Source organism: Streptomyces sp. 3MP-14 (assembly GCF_006334905.2).
In the GTDB taxonomy this organism is placed as follows: Bacteria; Actinomycetota; Actinomycetes; order Streptomycetales; family Streptomycetaceae; genus Streptomyces; species Streptomyces triticirhizae.
Genome location: NZ_VDLZ02000002.1, coordinates 333,370 through 357,978, shown reverse-complemented (window position 1 = coordinate 357,978; position 24,609 = coordinate 333,370). Strand labels below are relative to the sequence as shown.

General features: G+C 74.9%; 20 protein-coding genes and 1 riboswitch. Of the genes, 8 read left to right on the top strand and 12 right to left on the bottom strand.

The window, feature by feature from the left end:
- The first annotated feature begins 30 nt into the window (after positions 1–30).
- From FH609_RS03895 to FH609_RS03870, 6 genes are all read left to right on the top strand, one after another.
- A complete protein-coding gene (locus tag FH609_RS03895) occupies positions 31–579 on the top strand; it encodes a tellurite resistance TerB family protein (RefSeq protein WP_139670420.1) in 549 nt (182 codons plus the stop codon).
- 314 nt (positions 580–893) lie between these two features.
- A complete protein-coding gene (locus FH609_RS03890) occupies positions 894–1,805 on the top strand; it encodes a hypothetical protein (protein WP_226961381.1) in 912 nt (303 codons plus the stop codon).
- Positions 1,806–1,959: 154 nt separating this feature from the next.
- Positions 1,960–2,679, top strand: a complete 720-nt coding sequence (locus FH609_RS03885; RefSeq protein WP_139670418.1) for a helix-turn-helix domain-containing protein — start codon at positions 1,960–1,962, stop codon at positions 2,677–2,679.
- Between the two features lie 81 nt (positions 2,680–2,760).
- A complete protein-coding gene (locus tag FH609_RS03880) occupies positions 2,761–3,315 on the top strand; it encodes a dihydrofolate reductase family protein (RefSeq protein WP_139670416.1) in 555 nt (184 codons plus the stop codon).
- A gap of 303 nt (positions 3,316–3,618) precedes the next feature.
- Positions 3,619–4,170, top strand: a complete 552-nt coding sequence (locus tag FH609_RS03875) for a hypothetical protein (RefSeq protein ID WP_139670415.1) — start codon at positions 3,619–3,621, stop codon at positions 4,168–4,170.
- A gap of 115 nt (positions 4,171–4,285) precedes the next feature.
- Positions 4,286–4,403: riboswitch (SAM riboswitch) on the top strand.
- A gap of 135 nt (positions 4,404–4,538) precedes the next feature.
- Entirely contained in the window at positions 4,539–5,861 is a 1,323-nt protein-coding gene (locus FH609_RS03870; protein WP_139670413.1) for an aminotransferase class V-fold PLP-dependent enzyme, read from the top strand.
- Positions 5,862–5,932: 71 nt separating this feature from the next.
- On the opposite strand, the gene FH609_RS03865 is transcribed toward FH609_RS03870, so the two are convergent.
- Positions 5,933–6,769 (bottom strand): polysaccharide lyase family 7 protein, encoded by an 837-nt coding sequence (locus FH609_RS03865; RefSeq protein WP_226961380.1) that lies wholly within the window; start codon positions 6,767–6,769, stop codon positions 5,933–5,935.
- Positions 6,770–7,055: 286 nt separating this feature from the next.
- Here FH609_RS03865 and FH609_RS03860 point away from each other — a divergent pair, with 286 nt between their 5' ends.
- Together FH609_RS03860 and FH609_RS03855 are read left to right on the top strand one after the other, a co-directional pair.
- The gene (locus tag FH609_RS03860) at positions 7,056–9,035 is read left to right on the top strand and encodes a protein kinase domain-containing protein (RefSeq protein WP_139670411.1); all 1,980 of its coding nucleotides are present in this window, start codon (positions 7,056–7,058) and stop codon (positions 9,033–9,035) included.
- A 130-nt stretch (positions 9,036–9,165) separates the two neighbouring features.
- Positions 9,166–9,969, top strand: a complete 804-nt coding sequence (locus FH609_RS03855) for an FHA domain-containing protein (protein WP_139670409.1) — start codon at positions 9,166–9,168, stop codon at positions 9,967–9,969.
- A gap of 32 nt (positions 9,970–10,001) precedes the next feature.
- Here FH609_RS03855 and FH609_RS03850 read toward each other — a convergent pair whose 3' ends face one another.
- From FH609_RS03850 to asnB, 11 genes are all read right to left on the bottom strand, one after another.
- Complete coding sequence (locus FH609_RS03850) at positions 10,002–11,390, bottom strand: aldehyde dehydrogenase family protein (RefSeq protein ID WP_139670406.1); 1,389 nt, start codon at positions 11,388–11,390, stop codon at positions 10,002–10,004.
- Positions 11,390–12,472 carry an AMP-binding protein gene (locus tag FH609_RS03845; RefSeq protein WP_139670405.1) on the bottom strand — a complete coding sequence of 361 codons (1,083 nt, stop codon included), beginning with the start codon at positions 12,470–12,472 and terminating at the stop codon, positions 11,390–11,392. The genes FH609_RS03850 and FH609_RS03845 overlap by 1 nt, the downstream gene beginning before the upstream one ends.
- Positions 12,473–12,521: 49 nt before the next feature.
- Positions 12,522–13,739 carry a 3-deoxy-7-phosphoheptulonate synthase gene (locus tag FH609_RS03840; protein WP_139670403.1) on the bottom strand — a complete coding sequence of 406 codons (1,218 nt, stop codon included), beginning with the start codon at positions 13,737–13,739 and terminating at the stop codon, positions 12,522–12,524.
- A 5-nt stretch (positions 13,740–13,744) separates the two neighbouring features.
- On the bottom strand, positions 13,745–14,545 hold the full coding sequence (locus tag FH609_RS03835) for a hypothetical protein (protein WP_139670401.1): 801 nt from the start codon (positions 14,543–14,545) through the stop codon (positions 13,745–13,747).
- Positions 14,542–15,858, bottom strand: a complete 1,317-nt coding sequence (locus tag FH609_RS03830) for an LLM class flavin-dependent oxidoreductase (RefSeq protein ID WP_139670399.1) — start codon at positions 15,856–15,858, stop codon at positions 14,542–14,544. The genes FH609_RS03835 and FH609_RS03830 overlap by 4 nt, the downstream gene beginning before the upstream one ends.
- A gap of 137 nt (positions 15,859–15,995) precedes the next feature.
- Positions 15,996–17,603 carry an ABC transporter substrate-binding protein gene (locus FH609_RS03825; RefSeq protein ID WP_139670397.1) on the bottom strand — a complete coding sequence of 536 codons (1,608 nt, stop codon included), beginning with the start codon at positions 17,601–17,603 and terminating at the stop codon, positions 15,996–15,998.
- Positions 17,600–19,309: an ABC transporter ATP-binding protein gene (locus FH609_RS03820; RefSeq protein ID WP_139670395.1), complete on the bottom strand. Its 1,710-nt coding sequence runs from the start codon at positions 19,307–19,309 to the stop codon at positions 17,600–17,602. Before FH609_RS03820 ends, FH609_RS03825 begins: the two co-directional genes overlap by 4 nt.
- Positions 19,306–20,145, bottom strand: a complete 840-nt coding sequence (locus tag FH609_RS03815; RefSeq protein WP_139670393.1) for an ABC transporter permease — start codon at positions 20,143–20,145, stop codon at positions 19,306–19,308. The genes FH609_RS03820 and FH609_RS03815 overlap by 4 nt, the downstream gene beginning before the upstream one ends.
- On the bottom strand, positions 20,142–21,146 hold the full coding sequence (locus tag FH609_RS03810) for an ABC transporter permease (RefSeq protein ID WP_139670391.1): 1,005 nt from the start codon (positions 21,144–21,146) through the stop codon (positions 20,142–20,144). Before FH609_RS03810 ends, FH609_RS03815 begins: the two co-directional genes overlap by 4 nt.
- A 4-nt stretch (positions 21,147–21,150) precedes the next feature.
- Entirely contained in the window at positions 21,151–22,521 is a 1,371-nt protein-coding gene (locus FH609_RS03805; protein WP_139670389.1) for an aspartate aminotransferase family protein, read from the bottom strand.
- Positions 22,522–22,602: 81 nt separating this feature from the next.
- Positions 22,603–24,462, bottom strand: coding sequence for an asparagine synthase (glutamine-hydrolyzing) (asnB, locus tag FH609_RS03800; RefSeq protein ID WP_139670387.1), 1,860 nt, complete (start codon positions 24,460–24,462; stop codon positions 22,603–22,605).
- Between the last annotated feature and the right edge of the window lie 147 nt (positions 24,463–24,609).

Genomic DNA, 24,609 nt, shown 5'->3' with positions numbered 1-24,609 from the left:
CGGCGAACAGAGAGAGGCGGGAGTGCGCCGATGGCGATGTGGGACCGCATCAAGGACCAGGCGAAGAACCTTCAGCAGTCGAAGAGCGGCTCGGGCCAGCAGCCCGGGCACGCGCCGTCCTCGGGCGGGCGCGGCGAGTCGAAGGCGAAGCTGGTGAGCGCGCTCAAGGCGCAGCTGACCTCGTTGAAGGGCGAGTTGAAGTCGGGCGGGTTCCGGGACGCGAGCGTCGCGCTGTGCGCGCTGGTCGCGGCGGCCGACGGGCATGTCGATCCGGCCGAGCGGCAGCAGGTCGAGCAGCTGATCCTCACCAACGACGTTCTTCAGAACTTCCCGGCCGACCAGCTGCGCCGGCAGTTCGCCAAGCATGTGGACGCGCTGGGCTCCCGGTTCGCCGACGGCAGGTCGGCGGCGATGGCGGACGTGGCCAAGGTGGCCAAGAAGCCGCAGGAGGCGCGGGCGGTGGTGCAGATCGGCATCGTGGTGGCGGGCGCGGACGGCTATGTGGCGCCGGCCGAGGCGGCGGTGCTGCGCGAGGCGTGCGCCGCGTTGAACCTGTCGCCCACGGAGTTCGGCATCTGAGGCGCGTTCGGAGGTAGCGGCACGTCCGGTGGCCGGGCCGAGCTGCCCCACGGGCCCCGTCATCCGCGAGCGGCGGTGACGGGGCCCGGTCGCGTTCGCGGAGCCCCGGGTGTGCTCTCCGGGGAGTTGGCCGGTTGTGGTCGACGCGACCTCTTTACAGGCGGGGGCGGCGCCCCCAGGATGGCTCACCAACACAACTACCCAGCCTCGCACAGGAGATGACGGGCGTTTCTGTCCGATGATGGTGCGATACGGGTGGCTGTGCGCTCCTGTGCCATGTCACATGCCCCGCCATCGACGAGAAGAGGTCGACGATGCCCCACCCGCCGGAGCCCAAGACGTCCGTCCCCCGCCCCCTCGGCCGCCGCCGGGCACGCCGCTGGGCGACCTGCTCGGCCGCCGTCCTGCTGGTGGCGGGCCTCGCCGTCGCCGTGCCGGCGTCCGCTTCGGCCGGCGAGTCCCCGGCCGGGAACGCCCCCGCCGCCGGCGCGGGAGCCGTGGCCCCGGCGGCCACGGTGGTCAGCCCGGTGCCGCGGGAGGTCGTCGACCGTTACCAGCTGGACACCCGCTGGTACGCCAAGTACGTGGCGGGGCCGACGGACGCCAGCGGCCGGTCGATCCCGGTGCTCGGCTCGGCGGCGATCGACGACGCGACCCTGCTGCGCGCCGCCGCCGAGTTGGAGACCCTCACCCGCACCTGGCCGTACTTCCCCGTTCAGGAGCTGGACGCGCGGAACGTGCGGGTCGTGCTGACCGCCAGGTCGGAGAAGATGAGTTCGATCCCCGAGGTCTACGCGATCTACGGGACCTCCCTCGACGAGCGCTACTGGGCCGGCATGGGCGCCACCGACGCGCTGCCGCTCTCCGTGGGCACCGAGGCCAACCTGATCGACAACCAGGGCGGGGAGAACAACTTCGTCCACGAGTTCGGCCACTCGGTGGCCGACATGGCGCTGCGCCACATCGACCCCGCCTTCGCCGGCGAGCTGGAGAGCGCCTACAACCAGGCCAGGGCGGCCGGGCGTTGGCAGAACACCTATGCCGCGACCAACACCTCCGAGTACTGGGCGGAGGGCGTGCAGAGCTACTTCGACGTCAACCGCGAGGGGCCGCGCGGCGGCGACGGCGTGCACAACGAGATCAACACCCGGCAGGAGCTGCGCGGCTACGACGGGCCGCTGTTCGCGCTGCTGGACCGCGTCTACCAGGGCGCGACCCTGCCCTGAGGCCCGCGCCGGCCGCGCCGGCCCGGGCGCCGGCGGGCGTTCCCACGCGCCCGCCGGCCCGGGCTCGGTATCCTCGCGCCCAGCGCGAGGCGTCGCGCGCGGGGCGCACGCCGGGCGCGACCGGGCCGGGCGGGCAGAGGGGAAGGGGACGCGGATGGGCCTCTCGATGGAGTGTCGGGACTCGGACTCGCCGTGGGTGGCGCAGGTGTGGCGCTCGACCAGCGCGCGGGTGGACTCGATGACCTCGGTCGCCAGCCCGCACTGGGAGCTGGTGATCTGGGAGGAGGCCGGCCGGGTCAACGCGAACCTCCAGGGCCCGGAGTCGCGGGCCAGCATCGCGCCGGTGCCGCAGGACGCGACGTTCTTCGGGATCACCTTCGCGCTGGGGACCTGGATGCCGCACCTGGCGGTCAGCCAGCTGGTCGACAGCTCGGCGCCGCTGCCGGACACCACCCGCCGCTCGTTCTATCTGCGGGGCTCGGCCTGGCACCTGCCGACCTTCGACAACGCGGAGGCGTTCGTGCGGCGGCTGGTGCGGGAGGACATCCTGGTCAGCGACCCGGTGGTGACCTCGGTGCTGGCGGGCCGCGAGCCCGAGGTGTCGGCGCGCACCGCGCAGCGGCGCTTCGTCGCGTCGACCGGGCTGACCCGGGGCGCGATCCGGCAGATCGAACGGGCGCGGGAGGCGGCGCTGCTGATCCAGGGCGGCGCGCCGGCGGGCGAGGTGGTGCACCGGCTGGGGTACTTCGACCAGCCGCATCTGGCCCGTTCGTTGAGCCGCTTCGTCGGGCGTACCGCCACTCAGCTCAGTGCGCGGACCGAGGAGGAGGCGATGTCGCTTCCGTACAAGACCGGGCCGCTCGACTCGGCCTAGCCTCCCTGTCGTGGCCATCGGGGCCACCCGGAACGCGGGCGCCGCCCGGACGACGTTCCGGACACAGAGAGGTGCGTCATCGTGCGCAAGCTTGTCTCCTGCCTGTTCGTCTCCCTCGATGGCGTGGCCGAGTCGCCCGACCAGTGGCAGTTCGCCTTCGACGAGGAGATGGGCCAGGTGCTGACCGAGTCGTTGGAGAGCAACGACGCGATCCTGATGGGCGCGGTCACCTTCACCGAGTGGGCCGGCTACTGGCCGACGGTGACCGAGGGCGAGGACGTCGACTTCGCCAACTGGATCAACGGCTCCCCCAAGTACGTGGTCTCCAGCACGCTCAGCGACGTCTCCGACTGGTCCAACAGCCAGCTGCTGAAGGGCGATCTGGCCAAGGCCGTCAACGAGTTGAAGGCCGGCGAGGGCAAGGGCATCTCGGTCGCCGGCAGCCCCCGGCTGGTCGCATCCCTGCTGGCGGCGGACCTGCTGGACGAGTTGGTGCTGCTGATCCACCCGGTGGTCGCCGGCGAGGGCCGCAGGCGGCTGTTCCCGGACGACGCGCCCCTGAAGAAGCTGACGCTGGTGAGCGCGCGGCCCACCAGCAGCGGCGTGGTCATCGCCACCTACCGGCCGGAGCGCTGAGCGCGGCGGGACGACGGACGCGGGGTCACGCGGGCACGGGGGCACGCGGGCGGGAAAGGGCGCGGGAAAGGGGGGCCGCGCATTTCCCGCCCGCGGCTCTCTCCTCATTAACACGGGCCGCTTTCCCCGGACTTTCTCGACGCCCTCCGAGACTTTCTCCGGACTTTCTCGCTGCTTTCTTCGAGACGAATCGGTAACCGTTTCCGACCATGCGCGCATTCGATTTGCGATTTCCTTGCGGGGCTCACTAACGTCGGGCAGCGACAGCCCTTCCCACATACAGTGACAACGGGGGAAACACCTGTGCGTGCACGAATTCGCCTCATTTCCGTGGTGGCCGCGCTCGCGGCCGGCGCGGTGCTCACGAGCTGCGGTGACGACGACGAGGGCGGTGGCGGCGGCCTGCCCGGGGCCGGCGGCGGACTGCCGGACTTCGAGATGAACGAGGAGCTGGAGCTGGACACCACCGGCGGCTTCGGCGACGGGGGCGCCGAGGGCGACGGCGCCCCCGACGCGGAGGGCCTTCCCGACCCGGGGGCCGGCGGGGGCGACCCCGCCTGGTTCGCCCGCTGGGAGGCCAACGGCGCCACGCTCTACACCACGGCCGACGGCGTTCTCTACGGCAACCCGGGAACGGGCGAGACCTGCCGGCAGAGCGTCGGGGTGCAGGGCGCGCTCGACTGGGAGCCGGTGTTCTTCATGTGCCAGGGCACGGCGGCGAGCGTGACGCTGCGGCTCAGCGGGGACACCATGGCCATCGAATGGGGCGACCGCACCGAGGAGTTGACCAGGGCGGAGAGCCTGGACGGCCAGACCGTGGATCTCGACTCCCTGGAGTCCACGATCCTCAACTGAGGCGGCGCCGGCCGTCTGGGCCGGCGGGAGAACCCCCGGACGTCGGCGGCGTCCGGGGGTTCCGGCCTGGCCCGACTACCGCGCGCGGCGCGGTGTGTGGCAGACTGCCGGCCAAGGTCACGAGTGACAGCGCCACAGGGCCCCGGCCCGCTGTCCGGCAACCCTCCGTCGCGGCGGGGTGCCCCGGGTGATGACCGGGCCGTGGACAGCAGGGTCCATGGCAAGTGCGGCCTCTCGGGAGTCACTCATGCGTCAGCGAATGCGCTAGGAGCCGTCGGCTCCTCCCTCTGGTTATCGGTTATCGGTCACGGCCGGCTCGTTCCGCCGTGGCGTCTCTCAACCCGTCGAGTTCCGCCGGAGACAGCGTCATGCCCACTCACACCGCGCCCCGCCCTGCCACCACTCCCTCCGTTCCGCCGCCCTCCCCCGCCTCCCCCGTTGATGATTCGCACGCCGTGCTCAGCGCGGCGGTCACCGCGCCGCTTCTCGGCGGTGGCGAGATCGGCTACGCGGCGCTGGACTACGCCGCCAGCGCCCCGGTGCTGCGCCGGGTCTGGGATGAGGTCGCCGCCTACGCGCCGTACTACGGCAGCGTGCACCGGGGCGCCGGTCATCTCTCCCGGCTGTCCACCGAGCTGTTCGAGCGCGCCCGGGCGACGGTCGCCGCGTTCCTCGACTGCCGCGCGGACGACCGGCTGGTCTTCACCCGTTCCACCACCGACTCGTTGAACCTGCTGGCGGCCGCGCTGCCCGCCGGCACGCGGGTGTTCGTCTTCGAGTCCGAGCACCACGCGGCGCTGCTGCCCTGGGCCCGGCACGGCCACCGGGTCGACTGTCTGCCGACGCCGCGCGACCCCCAACAGGCCGTGCGCGCGGTCGAGTCGGCGCTGGCGGCGGCCCCCGAGGGGCCGAGACTGCTGTGTGTCACCGGCGCGTCCAACGTGACCGGCGAGCTGTGGCCGGTGCGGGAACTGGCCGCCGTCGCGCACCGACACGGCGCCCGGATCGTGCTGGACGCGGCGCAGTTGGTGCCGCACCGGCCGGTGAGCGTCGCCGACTGGGACGTGGACTGGCTGGCGTTCTCCGGGCACAAGCTGTACGCGCCGTTCGGCGCCGGCGTGCTCGCCGGGCGGGCCGACTGGCTGGACGCCGCCGCGCCCTATCTCGCCGGCGGCGGCGCGACCCGCGTGGTCGCGGCCGACCCGGCCGAGGGCGTGCGGGTGACCTGGGCGGAGGACGAGGCGCGGCACGAGGCGGGTTCGCCGAACGTGATCGGCGCCTTCGCCATCGCCGCGGCCTGCCGGGCGCTCACCGAGGGCGCGGGCTACGGCGCGCTGGAGGCGCGGGAGCGGGAGCTGCTGTCGGCGCTGCGCGCCGGCCTGGCGGCGCTGCCGGCGGTGGCCGAACTGTCGCTGTTCGGGTCGGAGTCGGAGCGGGTGGCGGTGGTGTCGTTCACGGTGCGGGGCTGGGAGAGCGAGGCGTTGGCGCGGGCGCTGTCGGAGCGGTACGGGATCGGGGTGCGGTCCGGGATGTTCTGCGCCCAGCCGCTGGTGCGGCGCCTGTTGGGCGCGGACGGGCCGGCGGACGACTGCGGCGGGGCGCTCCAGGCGGTGCGGGTCAGCTTCGGTGCGGGCACCCCGCGCGAGCACATCGACCGGCTGCTGGCGGCGCTGGCCGAGCTGACGGCCTGACGGGCTGCCGGCCTGCCTGCGGCCCGCGCCCGCACCGATCCCCGAAGACCCGAAGACCCGAAAGAGGAACCCTAGTCGTCCTCGTGGTCGACGGTCAGCTCGTGGATGACGACCTCGCCGTAGTTGTCCTCGTCGCAGGGGCTGGAGTTGTCGCAGTTGGCCTGGGTGTAGGCGCCGGCCTTGAAGTAGTTGGTGTCGTCGTCGTGGTCGAGGGTGGTCTCCAACTCCCCGTTGTAGTAGACCTCGATCTCGCCGTCGCTCACCACATAGCTGATCTCGAAGACCGTGCCCAGCTGGTAGTCGTCGGTGATCAGGTGGTGGTGGGCGGTGTCGCCCTCGGTGATCCAGAGTTCGGTGCCCTCCAGGCGCACCACGGTCACGTCGTCGTCGCCGCCGTGGATCTGCGCGCCGACCACGTGCGGCTTGTCCTCGGGGAGGGCGGTGAACGCCTCCCGCACCGTCAAGGTGTGGGTGCCGGAGGTGGAGGACCACTCGATCTCGTCGTCGCCGCCCGGCTCCATCTCGCGCAGCTCGGCGCGCGGGTAGGAGGAGCCGCCGGTGGTCACGCCGTCGACGGGGGCGCGGAAGCGCACGGCGTCGCCCGAGTCGGTCTCGACGACCGTGAAGAACGCGTCATGTTCGTAGTCGTCCAGCTCCGGCTGGGTGACCTCTTCGGGGTCCTCGTCCTCGCCGGTGGGCAGGGTGATCTTCCAGTCGCTCAGGTCGAGCACGTCGGAGGGAAGTTGGGCGGCGCCGTCGGGCCGGTGCTTCCCGCCGTCCGGCTCCTCGGCGGCCCGCGCCGCGGTGCCCGCGACCAGCGGCACGGTCAGCGCCGCGACGGCGGCCAGGGCCAGCGGTGTGCGGCCGCGTCCCTCACGTGCGGGGCGGGTGGGGCGGGGCTGCCTCACGGGCGTTCCTCCTGGTCGGGCGGGTGCGCGCCCGGCCGGGCCGCGCGCCGCGATGGTAGGCGGGGCGCGCCGGGAGGGGTCCCGACGGCGGCAGGGAAGGCGTCATAGCGGGAGGAACCGGGCGTTTTTCCGGCGTCCGGCGGGCGTCTCCACGGTTGTGGTCGGCCGGTGAAGACGCCGGGTACGTGACCGGATGCGGTGCGCCACCGCGAGCGGCACAGTAGGTTCATGACGTGCTCCGTCGCGACGGTGCGGGGGCACGAGGGAGGAACACGAGGGGGAAGTCGTGGGTCCCGGAGACGAGTTGGCCGGTCGCTATGGCCTGGAGGAGGTCATGGGCACCGGCCGTGGCGGTGAGGTGTGGCTGGCCCACGACCGCCTGGTGGGCGAGCGGGTGGTGCTCAAGCCGGTGCCGGCCGGGAGCGACGGCGCGCCCCCGGTGCGACGGCTGGGCGAGCCGCGCGCGCTGGCGAAGTTCCGCGACCACCCGCACGTGGTGACGCTGCTGGACATCGTGACGGTGCCGGCCGGGGGCGGCGGTGAGGCCCACTGGTTCGTCATGGAGCATGTGCCGGGCGGCGGCCTGGACGGCCGGCCGCCGATGGCGCCCCGGGACGTGGCCCGGCTCGGCGCCCAACTCGCGGACGCACTCGACGCGTTACACGCCGCCGGCATCGTGCACTGCGACGTGAAACCGGCCAATGTCGGGCTGACCCGGCGGGGCGCGGCCAAGCTGCTGGACTTCGGGGCGGCGTACCGGTTCCGCGACACCCAGACGGTCACCGTCAACGGCCCGTTCAGCTTCACCCCGGACTACGCGGCGCCCGAGGTGGCGCGCGGGAACATTCCGCGCCCCGCCTCCGACGTGTTCAGCCTGGCCGCGACGCTGCACGCGCTGGTCACCGGCGCGCCGCCGCGCGGGGACGACGGGCCGGCGGCAGAGGACGACGACGCCACCGACGCCGACACCACCGACGCCGACACCACCGAGGGCGGCGAGGCGCTGCGCCGGTGGCGGGCCGAGCAGGGCGTGGTCCGGGTGGACGCGGAGGCGACGGGCCCGCTGGCGCCGGTGCTGACGGCGATGCTGCGGCGGGACCCGCGCCGGCGGCCCGACGCGGCCGAGGCGGGGCGGCTGCTGGCGGCGGTCGCCGGTCCCGGCGGCGGCGCGGTCGGCGGGGAGCCGGACGGCGACACCGAGCCCGGTCCCGAGCGCGCCACCCAACGCCCGTGGCGGCGGCGGGCGTTACTGGCCGGGGCACTCGGGGTGGCCGCGCTGGTGCTGGCGCTGCTGCTGGTGCCCGGCGGGGACGGCGGCGAGGGCGGCGACGACCGGGCGGGCGGCGGCCCGGAGCACTCGACGGACGACGGGCCCGGCTCGATCGGCGACCCGCGCACCGCCGACCTGTGCGAGCTGGCCGACGCGGCGGCGCTGAGCCGGTTCGGGAGCGTGCGGCTGGACGCGGACTTCGGGAACTTCGACCAGTGCGACGTGCTGATCACCCCGAAGGAGGAGGACCGGCTGGCGCCCGACTCCCGCATCGACGTCTCGCTCGCGCTGCGCCCGGGCGCGCCGCCCGAGGCGGGCGAGTTCTCCCGCGCCATCGGCGAGGTGGGGGTGCTGGAGGGGGAGCCGGAGGACGACGAGTGCGCGTTGACGCTGGTGCCACCGGCCGCCGAGGCGGAGGAACTGGTCGTGGGGCTGCGGGTCACCGAGGAGGACGGCCCGGTCGCCGGCGGCCAGGGGACGCTCTGCCTGCTGGCCGAGGCGGTCGCCGCCGGCGCGGCCGATGTGCTCAACGAGGGGCGGGTGCCGCGCCTGGCCACCCCGCACGCGGCGAACTCGCTGGTCTGGACGAGCGCCTGCGCGCTGCTGGACGCCGAGGCCCTGGCCGGGCTGCCGGGGCTGGCCGAGGACGAGCCCGAGGTCGGCGTGCGGGAGTGGTCCTGCGAGTGGGCGAACGAGGAGAAGACCCTGGGCGCCGAGGTGGCCTTCCACCGGGACCAGCCCAGGACGGACCCGGCGGGCGAGCCGTTCCGGCCGCACGGCTTCGACACGGTCATCGAGGAGGAGGGCAACGGCGAGGGGACGTGCACGGCGTTCGTCGAGTACCGCACCTATGGCGGGCGGGACGCTGACACCTATGCGGAGATGGTCCGCGTCCATGTGCGCGCCGAGCCGGCCGCCGGCCGGGACATGGACCAACTGTGCGCGGCGGTCCGGGGGTTGGCCGAGGCGGCCGCCGCCGAGCTGCCGGCGGCCTGACCTGGGGGACGGTGGCCTGACCTTCGGGACGGAGCGGCCGGGAGGGGTCACGGCCGGCGTCGGGAGACTGGTCCCCTCCCCCGCGCCCACCACCGACGAGTTCGGCCGACGAAGCGAAAGGAGCGCGGCGATGAGCCTCGACCCTCCGGAGAGCCTGGCCCGCCTGGCCGCCGAGCGGAAGCCCGCCCCGCCCGGCACGCTGCACGCCCGCACGGTCTCCGGCAGCGTGCGGGCCGATCCCCGCTCGGTGCGGACCGTCCGCTTCGGGCGGGCCGGCACGCCGGAGAACGAGCTGAAGGTCGGCGGCGACGACACCGGCGTCAGCCGCCGCCACGGCGAGGTGACGTTCCACGACCACGGCTGGTGGCTGCGGAACACCGGGCAGCGACTGCTGCGGCTGCCGCGAGGCAAGCTGGTGCACAGCTCCACCGACCCCGTTCCGCTGGCGCCCGGGTACACGCCGGTGTTCGTGCGGGGCTTCGGCTACCGGGAGCACCTGGTGGAGCTGTATGTCGCCGACCACGACGACGCCGGGCCCGGCGCGCGGGAGTCCGCCGACACCATCCCGCCCCAGCGGTGGCCGCTGGACGAGGCGGAGCGGCTGGCGCTGATCGTGCTGGGCCAGGAGTACCTGCGCTACGACCTGGAGCCCAGGCCCCTGGTGTACCGCAGGGCGGTGGCCCAACTCGCCGCGCTCCAGCCGCAGTACGGCTGGACCAAGCGGCGGGTCGAGGAGCGGGTGGGCGCGGTGCGCAGGCGGCTGCACCGCAGCGGGCGGGTGGCGGCCAAGCTGCTGCGGGAGGCGGACGACGACGCCAGCGACGCGACGCTGATGCACAACCTGCTGCGGGAGCTGGTGGACTCCACGACGCTGGTGCCGCCGGACCTCACCGAGCTGGAGCTGGCGCTGGACGCCCTGGACGACGAGTTCTGAGCGAGCCGGGCGGCGCCCAGCGGTCCCCCGGGTCAGCGGGCGGCGACCACCGCCTTGTCGCGCATCAGGAACGTGCCCGGGTAGCCCTCGTGGGGCAGCTCGGGGCCGCCGTGGCTGGTCGGGGCGCCCAGGTGGACGTTGCCGACGGTGGGCTCGTGGAGCAGCGCCTCGACCAGCGCGTCGTCCTCGGTGTGGGCGGTGACGACCAGCGAGCCGCGCAGCGGGGCGATGCCGTCCGCCGGCGCCCAGGGCGCCACCGTGACGCAGGGGAAGGGGAGTTCGCCGCCGACCAGCGGGTGGTGGGCGTCGGCGACGGTGAGCACGGCCGGGCCCAGCACCACCCCGCCCTCGGGGTGCGGGGTGGCGATCCGGTCGAGGGGGATCTCGAAGTGGGCGCCGGCGCGCCGCAGTTGGCCCAGCAGCGCCTCGGCGGTCGCCTCGGCCACCCGGGGCCCGAGGTGGCGGTCGGTGGTCTGGCGCCCGGCGGCCGCCTCGGTGAGGGCGGCGGCCAACTCGGCGGCCAGCGCGGCGTGGTCGCCCTCGACGAGCACCGCCGAGGTGTTGACGCAGGCCGCGCCGGAGAGCGCGGTGACGGCCTCGGCGATGGAGGCGACGGTGCGGGGCGTGTGGTGGCCGCGCGTCACCAGCGTCTTGGCCCGGCCCGGCCCGCCGACCCTGATCGTCGGCTCGGCGCCATAGCGCGCCAGGACGTCGTCGCCGCCCCAGACCAGGCCGAGGTCGGCGCGGCGCAGCAGGGTCTCGGCGCCGGCGTGGCCGGTCGGGAGACACACGGCGTCGGTGGGTTGGAAGCCGGCGGCGCGCAGCGCGGCGACGACGCGGTGCGCGGTGAACGGCTCGCGGCGCGAGGGGCGCACCGCGACCCGGTAGCCGAGGGCCAGGGCCTGGAGCCAACCGTTCTGGATGGTGGGCGTGTTGCCGGAGAGCACGGCGGCCAGGGTCTCGCCGCGCCGCGTCCACACGCCGCTGCCCGGACCGGCGGCGGCCTGCCGCCAGGAGCCGAGCGAGCCGACGGGGCGGGCGCGGTCGGCGCGGGCCGGCGCGGCGGCGACGGCGGTGGCGACGGCGCGGCTCAACTCCTCGGTGAGCGGCGCGTTGTGGCCGCTGACCCGGCGCACCAGCGCCAGGTGGTCCCGGAAGGTGAGCCCGCCGAGGGTGTCGTCGAGGAAGCGGTCGGCGGCCTCGGCGAGGCGGGCGGCCCGCTCGGGCGCGGGCAGCGGGGCGGCGCGCCGCTGGGCGGCCAGGGCCTGCCCGAGCAGCAGGTCGGGGGCGAGGGAGAGGCTGGCCAGGGGCGCGCCGTCCACGCCGTGCACGGTCTGGTGCGCGCGGGTGGTGTGGGTGCCCCGGTGGGTGAGCAGCGGCAGTTCGAGGAGGGTGGCGGTCTCCGGTTCGGCGATGGTCATCAGTAGACCCCCTGGATGACGGGCTCGCCGTCGAACGCGGCGAGCGGCCGCGGGGCGTTGAGGGCGTCGCCGACGCCGCCCTCGGGCGCGGGGACCCGGATCGCGGAGTCGCGTTCCAGGTTGTTGGGGATGAACAGGCCGCTGCTGACGTGCGTCATGCGGACCTGGCCGCGCTGCCCGTAGGGCACCGGCTGGTGAGTGTCGGGGTCGACGACGGCGAAGACGACGAACGGCGGGTAGCCGTCGTAGAGGGCGGCGGGCGGCGGCGCGGTGGGGGTGCGCAGCCGGGCGGTGGTCAGCACCATGGTGCTGCCGTAGACGTTCTGGATCACGGTGTCGGGCAGGGTGCCGGCGATGAGGTCGTAGGTGTCGTCGTCGAGGTGGGCGCCGGCGAGCGCGAGGTAGCGGAGCGAGGCGCGCAGCCGGTCCACCAGGACGTCGTGCAGCAGGAGTTCGGTGAGGATCGGCGGGGTGGTGGTCAGGGCCGCGATCCGCTGGGTGCGGATGACGTGGCCGAGCTGGTCGACCAGGTGGGTCAGATAGGCGTCGGGCCGGCGGCCGGCGGCTATCTCCTTCTTCACCCAGCGCGGGTCGAGGTCCACGGTGTGCAGGACCGAGCCGAGCGCCCTGGCCTGGAGGCGGCTGGTGTGGCCGTAGGCGTGCGGGCCGGAGGGCATGGCGACCAGCCAGGGCTCGCCCTCGGGGAAGCCGGCGGCGCGCAGCTCCGCCGTCTTCCACTCCAGGGCGCGGCGCACCCAACGGTCGGTGTAGGGCAGGCGCTTGGGCGAGCCGGTGGTACCGCCGGTCTCGAAGACGGCGGGCACCGGCTCGTCGGCGAGCCCGGCCGGGATCAGGTCCTCGACGGGCCGGTCCCGCAGCTGTGCGGCGATGTCGGGGAAGCAGCCCAGGTCGGCGTAGCCGGTGATGTCGCGGACGGGGTCGAAGTCGAGCTGCCGGGCCAGGTCGAGCCACAGCCGGGAGCCGGTCTCGGGCGAGAAGTGCCAGCGCAGGGCGGCCTGGAGGTACTCCTCGGGGTCGGGGTGTGCGGTGTCCTCAAGGGCGAGAAGGGGATGCTGCGCCATGGGTTCTCTCCTGTCTGCGGGGGGCGCCCGGGCGTCGCGGGGCCGGGGGTCAGGCGTGCCAGTGGCCGAGGACGGTGGCGGTCTGCTCCGGGTTGAGCCGGGGGTCGAGCAGGGTGCGGTAGCGGGCCGGGTCGTGGGGCTCGACGCCGCGCTCGGCGCACTCGTGGACGTCGTCGCCGGTGGCCTCCAGATGGAGGCCGGCGGGCCGGCGGCCTGCCTCGGCGACGATCCGTTGGAACGCGGTCAACTCGGCGGCGATGTGCTCGACATGGCGGGTCTTGAAGCCGTGGACGCCCTTGACGGTGTTGCCGTGCATCGGGTCGCTGACCCAGTGGACGTGCTCGACGCGGCGGTGGACGGCGCGCACCAGCGGGCCGAGCCGGTCGATCTCGCGGTGGCCCATCCGGGCGATGAACGTCAGCCGGCCCGGCTCGTCCTCGGGGTTGAGGGCGGCGGCGAGCGCGGCGGCCTCCTCGGGCGCGGTGTCGGGGCCGATCTTGACGCTGACCGGGTTGTGCAGCACGGCGGCCAACGCGATGTGGGCGCCGTCGCGTTGCCGGGTGCGGGCGCCGACCCAGGGCCAGTGGGTGGTGGCCAGCAGGTGCCGGCCGCCCGGTTCGCCGGCGCGCAGGAAGCGCAGCTCGTAGTCGAGGAGCAGCATCTCGTGGCTGGTCCAGATCGGGTCGCGGCGGGCGGTCGCCCGGTGGTGCTCGGCGAGGGTGGCGTGGGCGGCGCGGGCGGCGGCGTGCGCCCGGGCGAGGCGGGCGGGCGAGGGGCGGCGGGCCTCGGGGGTCGGCTGGGGCGCGTTGACGATGGGGCCCCGGTAGGCGGGCAGCCGCCGCCCGTCGACCACCTCGAACTCGGCGGAGCGCGGCTTGGCGTACTGGCCGGCGAGCCGGCCGACGGCGACGATGTCGCGGCCGGTGCGGGTCCGCAGGTGGGAGCGGACCTGGGTGAGGAACGCGACCTTGGCGCGGGTGGCGGCCGGCACGTCGGTGTCGATGTCCTCGACGCAGTCGCCGAGTTGGAGGACGAGGCCGCCGGCGGCGTCGAGCCGGGCCAGCTCGTGGCGGAGTTCGTCGACGTCCTCGCGGGTCACCGCGTCACCGGGCGGCAGCGAGCGGAGCGTGGCGTGGAGCGCGGACCGGTCGGGCCAGTCGGGCTGTTGGCGGGCTGGCAGGGCGCGCAGCCGCGCGATGTCGGCGTCGACGCGCGACGGGGGCGGGGCGGTGGGCAGCGTGCTCGTTCCGGGGTGGCGGGTCGTCATGGCGGTCAACCTTCGCGTCCGTTGCGGGGGCCGTGCACCGGGGAGCCCGGGCCGTTCGGGGAGTCCGGGCCGTTCGGGGAGTCCGGCGCCTCCGGTGCGGCCGGGCCGCGGGAAGCGGTCCAGACGCACCCGTGGCCGCAGGCGTCCTCGGTCAGTTGGTGGCGGGCGTTCAGTCCCTTGATGGTCACCATGGCGGTGGTCGCCGGCACGCAGTACTCGCAGGGCGCGCGCAGGGTGATGGGGACGCCGCGCCGGCGGGCGCGTTCGCGGTACTCCCAGATGGCGCAGCGGCGGATGCGGAGCGTGGCGTGTTCGGGGTCGTGGGCGAGCCACTCGGTGTCGGAGTCGTAGAGGTCGGCCTGGGCGGCGAGGCGGTCCAGGGGCACCCTGGCGTCGTGTTTCGGGGCGGGGTCGACGGCCGCGTAGATGATCCCGTTGGACCTGGCCCAGGCGGCCAGCTCCGGGTGGCCGAAGTGGTGGACGACGAACCGTTCCATCAGGGCCTGGCCCCGGAAGAACGCCGCCTTCCACTCCTGTTCGTCGTTGTTGTCGGGGAGTGACTCGAAGATCGCCTGTTTGACTTCGAGGAGCGCCCGCATGTGGGCGCCGGCGCGGGTCTCGACGACGAAGCGGGTCAGTCCGGCCTCGCCCTCGAAGAGGCGCCGCCGCCATAACGCGCTGCGGGCGGCGGCCGCGTCGGCGTCGGCGGACTCGTCGGCGGACTTGTCGGCGGACTTGGCGGTGGGCTTGTCGGCCGGTGGGTGGACGGCGGGCTCGGGGGGCGCGGCGTGCGGGCTCTCGGTCATGGGTGGTCACCTGTTCTGCTGGGGGTGCGGCGGGGGTGCGGGTGCCGGCGGCGGGGCGTCTCGCCGCGCAGCAGGGGGACGACGCGGGAACAGAGCGCGTCGAAGTCGTTGCCGAGGATGAACTGGAAGCCGTCCACGCCGTCCTCGTCGAACCAGCGGCGCAGCTCGGCACCGAGCTGCTCGGGTGTGCCGACGAACCGGGCGTGCTCGCCGAGCAGCGACGCCTCGGCGGCGAAGTGGCCGACGGTCAGGCCGGGTTGGCGGGCGAGGTCCCACAGCGGCAGGTAGGGGGAGCCGAGGGTGGCGAGGACCTCGTCCGGCGTCTCGGGCAGCAGGTCGGCGGGGAGCGGGTCGGCCGGGCCGGCTTCGCCGAGCGGCAGCCGGGGGAAGCGGGCGCGCAGCGCGTCCAGCGCGGGCCGGCCGCTGCCGGCGTGGGCGCGCCGCCGCTGGGCGTCGAGGAGGCCGGCGGTCTCCTCGGGGCTGGCGGTGATCCGGAGGAACGCGCCGGGCAGCAGCGTCACGGCGCCGGCCGGGCGGCCGGCGGCACGGGTCTCGGCACGCAGGATGGCGCGCAGCGCGCGGGCTGCGCCGAGGGTGGGCGTGCCGGCGAAGACGCCGTCGCCGGTGCGGGCGGCCAGCCGGAGCCCGGCCAGCGAGGAGGTCGCCTGGAGGACGAAGGGGAACGCGGCGGAGTAGGGGGCCATGTCGAGCGGCCCGGTCTGCTCGTAGAACGTGCCGTGGTGGACGACGTCCCGGATCAGCTCCTCGCGCACGAAGTGGTCCCGGGCCGGGTCGGGCCGGTTGGCCTCGGGCGGCCAGCTCGCCCACAGCCGGCGCAGCACGTCGAGGAACTCCTCGGTCTGAGCGTGGCGTTGCTCGGGTGGGGTGGCGCGGGTGATGCCGATGGCGGTGCCGGAGCGGAAGGAGGACACCACGTTGACCCAGGCGCGGCCCCGGGAGATCCGGTCCAGGCTGGCGAGGGAGCGGGCGGCGGAGAACGGGTGGGTGTGGAGGGTGGAGACGGTGGGCAGGACGGCGATCCTGCGGGTGGCGGAGGCGATGAGCGCGGCGGCCTGGAACGGTTCGAAGACGGTCAGCGGCGGGCCTGTGCGCAGCGCGGCGCGGTTGACGCCGGAGAAGTCGGCCTGGAAGAAGGCGTCGAAGCCGGCCTCCTCGGCGCGGCGGGCCTCGCGCACGAAGGTGTCGACGAGGAACGGTGAGTCGGCGCGGCCGGCCTCGGTGCGCCAGTCCCGACTGGTCGGCAGGTACTGGGCGTTGAGCAGCAGGGTGGGAGTGGTCGCGGGGCTGGTCATGCGGGTCCTCGGCTCGGTGCGGCTCGGTCTGGCTCGGTCTGGCTCGGTCTGGCTCGGTCTGGCTCGGTCTGGCTCGGTCTGGCTCGGTCTGGCTCGATCGGCGGGTGGCAGGTGGCGGCGGCGCGCGGTGCCGGTCGTCAGTCCTCCTTGGTGACGCGGTGCAGGATCGGCTCCCAGGCGTTGACGGGGAAGGTGAGGTCACGCACGGCGTCGCGGGCCAGCAGCACCTGGGCGGAGTCGAAGAGCGGGATGCCGTAGCCCTCCTCGACGAGGAGGGTCACCGCCTCGTCGACGAGCTGGCGGCGGCGCTCCGGGTCGACGGTGGTGGCCTGCTCGGCGAGCAGCGCGTCGACCTCGGGGCGGGGCGCCTGCCCGGTCCACTGGGCGAGTTCGGTGTGGTAGAACGCGGCGATGCCGTCGGCGTCGCCCCGGCTGGCGCCCTGGTAGACGGCGAGCTGCCAGTCGCCCGAGGTGCGCAGGTCGGCCTGTTCGGCGTCGGAGACCTGGCGGAGTTCGAGGGCGATGCCGATCTCGGCGAGCCCGCTGGCCAGGTACTCCCAGCCGGCGGCCGAGGTGCCGATGTCGGAGCCGACGAAGGTCAGGGTGAGTTCGAGGCGCTGCCCGTCGCGGGCGCGCACCCCGTCCTCGCCGGCGCGCCAGCCGGCCTCCGCCAGGAGGGAGCGGCTGAGGTCGGGGGCGTACGCCAGCGCCTCGCTCCGGTCGGTGTAGTAGCGGTGGCCTCGGGAGACCACGTCGGTGGCGGGCTCGACGCCCTCGCCGTAGAACGTGTCGACGAACTCCTCGCGGTCGATGCCGTGTTGGAGGGCGCGGCGGACGGCCGAGTCGGCGAGGACGGGGTCGGCGGTGTTGACGACGAGGGTGTTGACGACCGAGCGGTCGGGGGCGAGCACGGTCTGGACGCCGTCCTGGCCCTCGGCCTGGGCGAGGCCCGCGTCGGTGACGGAGTAGGCGACGTCGTACTCGCCGGAGACGACGCCGGCGGCCCGGACGCTCTCCTCGGGCACGATCTGGACGGTGACCCGTTCCAGGGCGGCCTCGCCCTCGCGGCCCCAGGCGGCGGGCGCCCAGGCGTATCCGTCGCGGCGGACGTACGTGACGCGTTCGTCCTGGACGGCCTCCTCCAGCACGAAGGGTCCGGTGCCTACGGTGCCCTCGGCGCAGCGCTGCTCGGGGGTGCGGGCCAGGGACTCGGGGGCGACGATGCCGAACTGGCCCTCGGTGTTGGCCTGGAGGAAGCCGGCGTTGGGCTCGTCGAAGGCGACACGGACGGTGCGTTCGTCCACGGCCTCGGCGTGGTGGTAGCCGCGCAGATAGGCCTCGACGGTCGGCGAGACGCCCTGTTCGGCCAGCGACCACAGGGTCTCGAAGTTGTCGGCGACGACCTCGGCGGTCAGCTCCTCGCCGTTGCTGAACGTCACGCCCTCGCGGAGGGTGAACGTGTAGGCGCGGCCGTCCTCCAGGGTCTCCCAGGACTCGGCCAGGTAGGGCTCGATGGCGCCGGTCTCGGGGTTCTCGCTGAGCAGGGTGTCCAGCACCTGCCGGCCGAAGAGGGCGAACGGGTTAAACTGGGCGTAGTCGAAGCAGGTCGGGTACCAGCCGTAGGCGATCCGCAGGTGGGTCGGGTCGCCGGCGTCCGTGGAGGAGGCGGAGCCGCCGCAGCCGGCCAGCAGGAGTGTGGCGGCGGTGGCGAGGGCGAGCGGGACCTGGCGGGTGGTGCGGGTCATGGCGTGGTCGTCCTGTTCTGCCGCTCGGTGGCGGGCTGTTCGGTGGCGGGCTGTTCGGTAGCAAGGGGTTCGGTAGCGAGGGGTTCGGGCAGGGTGGGCACGGCGTCCAGCAGGGCGCGGGTGTGGGGGCTGGTGGGCGCGGTGAACACGTCCTCGGTGGGGCCGCGTTCGACGATCCGGCCCCGGTGGATCACCAGCACCTCGTCGGCGACGGCGCGCACCACGCCGAGGTCGTGCGAGACCAGCAGGTAGGCGACGTCGAGCCGGTCCTGGAGTTCGGCCAGGAGCTTCAGCAGGGCGAACCGCACGGCCTGGTCGAGGGCGGAGACGGGCTCGTCGAGCACCAGCACGTCCGGCTGGAGGGCCAACGCCCGGGCGATGGCGATGCGTTGGAGCTGGCCGCCGGAGAGCTGGGGCGGGCGGCTGGCAGCGGTCTCGGCGGGGAGTTCGACCTGGGCGAGCAGTTCGCTGACGTGCGCGGCGCGGGTGGCCGGGGTGCCGACGCGGTGGGCGTGCAGCGGCTCGGCGACGATCTGGCCGACGGTCAGCGCGGGGTTCAGGCTGCGCGCCGGGTTCTGGTAGACGAGTTGAACCCGGCGGGCCGCCGCGCGCCGGCCGCCCCGGCCGGGGGCCGGGGTGACCGTGCCGGCGTCGGGCCGGTCCAGGCCGGTGAGCAGGCGCAGCAGCGTGGACTTGCCGGCGCCGGACTCGCCGACGACGGCGACGGTGCGCCCCCGGTGCAGGGCGAGGTCGACGTCCCGCACGGCCGGCACCCGGGGCGCGCCGCGCCCGCCGCCGAAGGACTTCGACAGGCCGCGCGCCGCCAGCACCGGCGGCTCGTCGGCGCCCTGCGGGCGCGGGCGGCGCGGCGGCAGCCGGCTGGGCAGGGCCGCCAACAGCTCGCGGGTGTAGGGGTGTCGGGGGCGGGCGAGGACGTCGCGGGTGGGCCCGGTCTCGACGGCGCGGCCGTGCCGCATCACCAGCAGCCGCTCGGCGCGCTCGGCCGCCACGGCGATGTCGTGGGTGACGAGCAGCACGGCCAGGCCGCGTTCGGCCCGCACCCGGTCGACCAGGTCGAGCACCCGGCGCTGGACGGTGGCGTCCAGGTTGGAGGTCGGCTCGTCGGCGAGCAGCAGGCGCGGCTCGCCGACCAGGGCGAGCGCGATCAGCACGCGTTGGCGCTGCCCGCCGGACAGCTGGTGCGGGTACTGCCGCAGCCGCGCCTCGGGCCGGTCCACGCCGACGTCGGCGAGGGCGGCGACGGCGCGGGCGCGGCTGTCGGCCCGGTCGGTCAGGCCGAGGAGGTGGCGGTGCAGTTCGGCGAAGTGGCGTTCGATCCGCACCAGCGGGTCCAGGGCGCGCACCGGGTCCTGCGGGATGAGGCCGACGGAACGGCCGCGCAGCGCCCGGGGGTCGGCGACCTCGCGCGGCTCCCGGCCGTCCTCGGCGCGGACGGCGAGCCGGCGGAACGAGACCTGGGCGGTGCGCGGGGTGAGGCCCAACAGGGCGTGCAGCGTGGTGGACTTGCCGGAGCCGGACTCGCCGACGACGGCGAGGGTCCGGCCGGGCTCGACGGTCAGGGACAGGTCGTCGACGGCGAGGAGTTGGCCGGCGTTCCGGCCGTTCCGGCCCGGGCGCGGGTAGCGGACGGTGAGCCCTTCGAGGGCGAGCGCGGGGGCGCCGCTCGCCTGATGGCGGTCGGTCACGGCGTCAGCCCCTCGTGGCCGGCGCCGACGGAGCGGCCCAGGCGGTGCAGGGCGAGCACCGCGCAGGCGAGGACGGCGCCGGGCAGCGTCGTCAGCCACCAGGCCGTGGCGAAGTAGTCGCGCCCGCCGGCGATCAGGGTGCCCCACTCGGGGTCGGGCGGCTGGGTGCCGTAGCCGAGGAAGCTGAGGGCGGAGACGGACAGCACCATGGTGGCCAGCTCCAGCGCGGCGAGCGCGCTGATCGGGCCGCGCGCGTGCGGCAGCACATGGCGCAGCAGCACGCGGTGGCGCGCGACGCCGAACCCGGCGGCCGCCTCGACGAACGGCTGGGAGCTGACGCGCAGCACCTCGGCGCGGGTGACGCGGGCCAGCGCGGGCACGGAGGCGATGCCGACGGCGACGGCGAGGTTGCCTGGCCCGGTGCCGAGGCCGGAGACGATGAGCAGCGAGATCAGCAGCGAGGGCAGGGCCAGCAGCACGTCCACGCCGGCCATCAGCACCCGGTCGACGAGGCCGCCGAGGTAGCCGGCGGCCAGCCCGATCAGCAGGCCGAGGCCGAAGGCGAAGGCCAGCGCGAGCAGCGCGGTGGCGAGCGTGGCGCGGGTGCCGTGGACCACGCGGCTGAGCAGGTCGCGGCCGAGTTCGTCGGTGCCGAAGGGGTGCGTCGCGGTGGGCCCGGTCAGCCGCTCGGTGACGTTCTGGGCGAACGGGTCGTGGGGTGCGAGGAGTTCGGGCAGCAGCGCGGCCAGGCCGACGGCGGCGAGGACGAGCAGCGCCGGCCAGGGGGCGGCGGCGCGGCGGCGGGTGGCGGCGCGTGCGGGCGCGGGCGCTGTCATGCGGGCGCTCCCCCGTTCTCGCGGCGCAGCCTCGGGTCGAGCAGCGGGTAGAGCAGGTCGACGGCGAGGTTGACGGTGGCGAAGACCAGCGCGGCCAGCACGGTGATGGCGAGGATCACGGGCGCGTCCTGGGTCTCGACGGAGGAGGCGAGCAGCCGCCCGAGACCGGCCCTGGCGAAGACGGTCTCGGTGATCACGGTGCCGACCAGCACCCCGCCGACGGTCAGGCCGGCGAGGGTGACGAACGGCAGCAGCGCGTTGCGCGCCACATGGGCGAGGTAGACGCGCCGCCAGGGCAGCCCACGGGCCGTCAGCAGCTCGACGAACGGGGCCTGCCGCATGTCGTCGAGGGAGCGGACCAGCACGGCGGTCAGCGCGGCGGAGACCGGGAGCGCCAGGGCGACGGCGGGCAGCACCAGCCCGGCCAGGCCCTCGCCGCCGGAGGAGGGCACCCAGCCCAGGGTGAAGGAGAACAGCCGCAACAGCAGCAGCCCGAGCCAGAACGCGGGGATGGCGGCGATCAGCGCCGGCAGCCGTGTCAGCAGGCGGTGCGCGAGTCCTTCGCTCCGCCACGAGGTGGCCAGGGCCAGCGCGACGGAGAACGGCACGGCGAGGACGAGCGCGGCGGCGGCCAGGCTGAGCGTGGCCGGGGCGACGGCGGCCAGCACCTCGGGCACGGGTCGGCCGGACTGGAAGGAGGTGCCCAGGTCGCCGGTGAGCAGCCGGCCCAGGGTGGTGAGGTAGCGCAGGAGCAGCGGGTCGTCGAGGCCGTGGGCCTCGCGCAGCGCGGCGATCCGCTCGGGGCCGCTGCCGCCGGCGCCGGCGGAGCGGCGTTCCAGCATCAGCGCCACCGGGTCGCTGGGCAGCGCGTAGAGCAGGAAGAACGCCAGGGTGTAGGCCGAGAGCAGCACGGTGGCGAACGTGCCGGCCCGGCGCGCCGCGTGGCCGGCGCGGCGCGGCGGAGCGGCGGGTGTGACGGTCGGGTCGAGGATGTCCGCCATGCGTCTACAGCCCCCGCCAGGCGTCGGTGAGGGCGGAGCGCAGGACCTGTTCGACGAAGGCGAACTCGGCGGGGCCGACGACGGTGGGCGGCGCGAGGAGGATCGCGGGGTCGCCCCGTTCGTCGATGCGGGCGTGGAGCCCGGCGGCGCGCAGCGCGGGGGCCAGCGACTCGTCGATGAGGCGGCGGCGTTCGGGCCCGGTGAAGGGTTCGCGGGTGTGCTGGTCCTTGACCAGCACCACGCCCCAGAAGTAGCCGGCGCCGCGCACGTCGCCGACGATCGGCAGGTCCTTCAGGCCGGCCAGGGTGGCGGCGAACGCGTCCTCGTGCTCGCGGACCCGCTCGTTGAGCTTCTCCCGTTCGAAGACGGCGAGGTTCGCCAGGGCGACGGCGGCGGCGACGGGGTGGCCGGCGAACGTCAGGCCGTGGGCGAAGGTGTGCTCGGGGCGGGTGAACGGCTCGAAGAGGCGGTCGCTGACGACGGTGACGCCGGCCGGGACATAGCCGGCGGTCAGGCCCTTGCCGCCGGTGATGATGTCGGGGACGACGCCGTAGCGGTTGATGGCGAAGGTGTCGCCGACCCGGCCGAAGGAGGTGATGACCTCGTCGGCGACGAGCAGCACCCCGTAGCGGTCGGCGATCTCGCGGACCCGTTGGAGGTAGCCGGCGGGCGGCGGGATCGCGGCGCCGGAGTTCTGCACGGGCTCCAGGAAGATCGCGGCGACGGTGTCGGGCCCCTCGGCCTCGATGGCCTCGGCGATCCGGTCGGCGGCCCACCGGCCGAACGCCGCCTCGTCGTCGCGCAGATGCGCGGGCGCGCGGTAGCGGTCGGTGGTCGGCACACGGTGGCCGCTGGGCACCAGCGGCTCGAACGGGGCGCGCAGCTGCGGGAGTCCGGTGATGGAGAGCGCGCCCTGGGTGGTGCCGTGGTAGGAGATGGCGCGGCTGATCACCTTGTGGCGGGTGGGCTGGCCGGTGGCGCGGAAGTACTGCTTGGCGAGCTTCCAGGCGGTCTCGACGCTCTCGCTGCCGCTGTTGGTGAAGAACACCCGGTTGAGGTCGCCGGGCGCGCGGTCGGCGAGGGCCTCGGCCAACTCGGCGGCGCGCGGGTGGACATGGCCCCAGATCGGGAAGTAGTCCAGCTCGCGGATCTGCCGGGCGGCGGCCTCGGCCAGTTCGGGCCTGCCGTGGCCGACGTTGACGGCGAAGAGTCCGGAGAGCCCGTCGAGGTAGCGCCGGCCCCGGTCGTCCCAGACGTAGGCGCCCTCGGCGCGGGTGATGACGGGGACCTCGCCGCCGGCGGCGAGCCGGGCGTGGTTGGTCAGGTGCAGCCAGAGGTGGTCGCGGGTCTGTCGGAGGGTGTCGCTGCTGGTCATGGGTGGGCTCCCGGGTCATGCGGAGGAACGGGGCGGGCGCGGGGGCGCGCGGCGGGCGTGAGGGCGCGCGGCGGGCGCGGCTCAGAGGGCCAGGCGCGGGGTGTACTGGCGCAGCCAGGAGGCGAAGTTGAGGATGACCTCGCCCTCGAAGTTGCTGACCAGGCCGTGCGACCGGGCCGCCTCGCCGATGTGGCGCGGGTCGAGCGCGGGCGCGGCGAAGATGGCGTCCAGCCCCTCGGGCGGGTCGTGCAGCACGCGCGTGAGGTGGTCGGTCAGCCGGCGCGAGTAGTCCGGGTCGGGCGAGGTGGGGTAGGGCGACTTGCGCCGTTCGCGGACGCTCTCGGGGAGCAGCCCGACGGCGGCGTCGCGCAGCACGCCCTTCTCCCGGCCGCCGGCGTGGTGGACGGCGCGCGGCAGGGTGACGAGGAGTTCGACGACGCGGTGGTCGGTGAACGGGACGCGCACCTCCAGGCCGCTGGCCATGCTGAGCCGGTCGTTGCGGTCCAGCAGCATCGTCAGGAAGTGGGTGAGCGCGAGATAGACAATCTCCCGGTGGCGTCGCTCGCGCGGCGCCAGCGCGGGGTCGAGGTCGAGGCCGCCGAGCGCGGTGGCGTACGCGTCGGCGAGGTACTCCTCCAGCCGCAGCCGCTCGACGAGTTCGGGGTCGAGGGTGCCCAGGACCCGCTGGTGGAGATAGCCGTGGGCGGGGCTGTCGGCCATCCACGGGAAGGTGTCGGCGGCGACGGCCCGTGGCTCGGAGAACCACAGGTAGCCGCCCAGTATCTCGTCGGCGGCCTCGCCGGAGAGCGCGACGGTGGCGTGCCGGCGGATCTCGCGGCACAGCAGGAGCAGGCTGGTGTCGAGGTCGCCGAAGCCGTTGGGCAGGTCGCGGGCGCGCACGGTGGCGTCGCGCTCGGCTGAGTCGGACAGCAGGTGGCTGTCGAGCACGATGTTGGCGTGCCGGGTGCCGATGAACGCGGCGGCCTCGCGGGCGTGGTGGCGGTCCTGCGCGGAGCGGGAGTCGGCGGACCCTGCGGCGTCGGTGAAGTCGACGGAGAACGAGCCGAGGCCGGCGCGTTCCGGCAGGCCGGCGGCGATGGCGGTGACGACGGACGAGTCCAGGCCGCCGGAGAGCAGGGTGCACAGCGGAACGTCGGCGATGGTCTGCCGGGTGACGGTGTCGTGCAGCAGCGAGCGGAGGCGTTCGGCGGCCTCGTCCGGGTCCTCGGTCGCGGCGGGCGCGGCGACCAGTTCGGCGAGGTCCCAGTAGCGGTGGGTGCGCACGCCGTTCCCGGTGAAGGAGAGCACCTGGCCGGGAAGGACCTCGGCGACGCCCCGGTAGGGGTTGGTGCCGGGGAACTTCAGCAGCGGCAGGGCGAGTTGGCGCAGCCCGTCCTCGTCGACCTCGGTGGCGACGTCGGGGTGGGCGAGGATGGCCTTGGCCTCGGAGCCGAAGATCAGGCGGCCGCCGTCGTGGTGGTAGAGCAGCGGCTTGACGCCGAGGTGGTCGCGGACCAGCCAGAGGGTCTCCTCGCGGTCGTCCCAGACGGCGAACGCGAAGATCCCGTTGAGCCGCCGGGCGGCGTCCGCGCCCCACTCGGCCCAGGCGGCCAGCAGCACCTCGGTGTCGCTGGCGGTGCGGAAGCGGTGGCCGCGCGCGGTCAACTCCCGGCGCAGCTCGCGGTGGTTGTACAGCTCGCCGTTGTAGGTGACGACCCAGCGGGGCTCGGTGCGGCCCGGCTCGGCGAGGGTCATGGGCTGGGCGCCGCCCTCGATGTCGATCACGGAGAGCCTGCGGTGGGCGAGCACCGCGCGGCGGGCGAGCCACACGCCGGAGCCGTCGGGGCCCCGGTGGGTGAGCTGGTCGTTCATCTTCTCGGCGACGGCCTGCGCGTCGGGGCCGAGCCCGGCGTGGTCGACCCAGCCGGCTAATCCGCACATGGCTAAGGAACCCTTCCGTGGTCAGGGGGTGGTCAGGGGGTGGTCAGGGGCGTGCTGAGGGTGCGCCGGTGGTGGGGCGGGCGGCGCGCCGGGGGCGCCCGTCGCGGGGCGGGGCCGGTCGCGAACGGCCGGCCCGGGCGGGGGCGT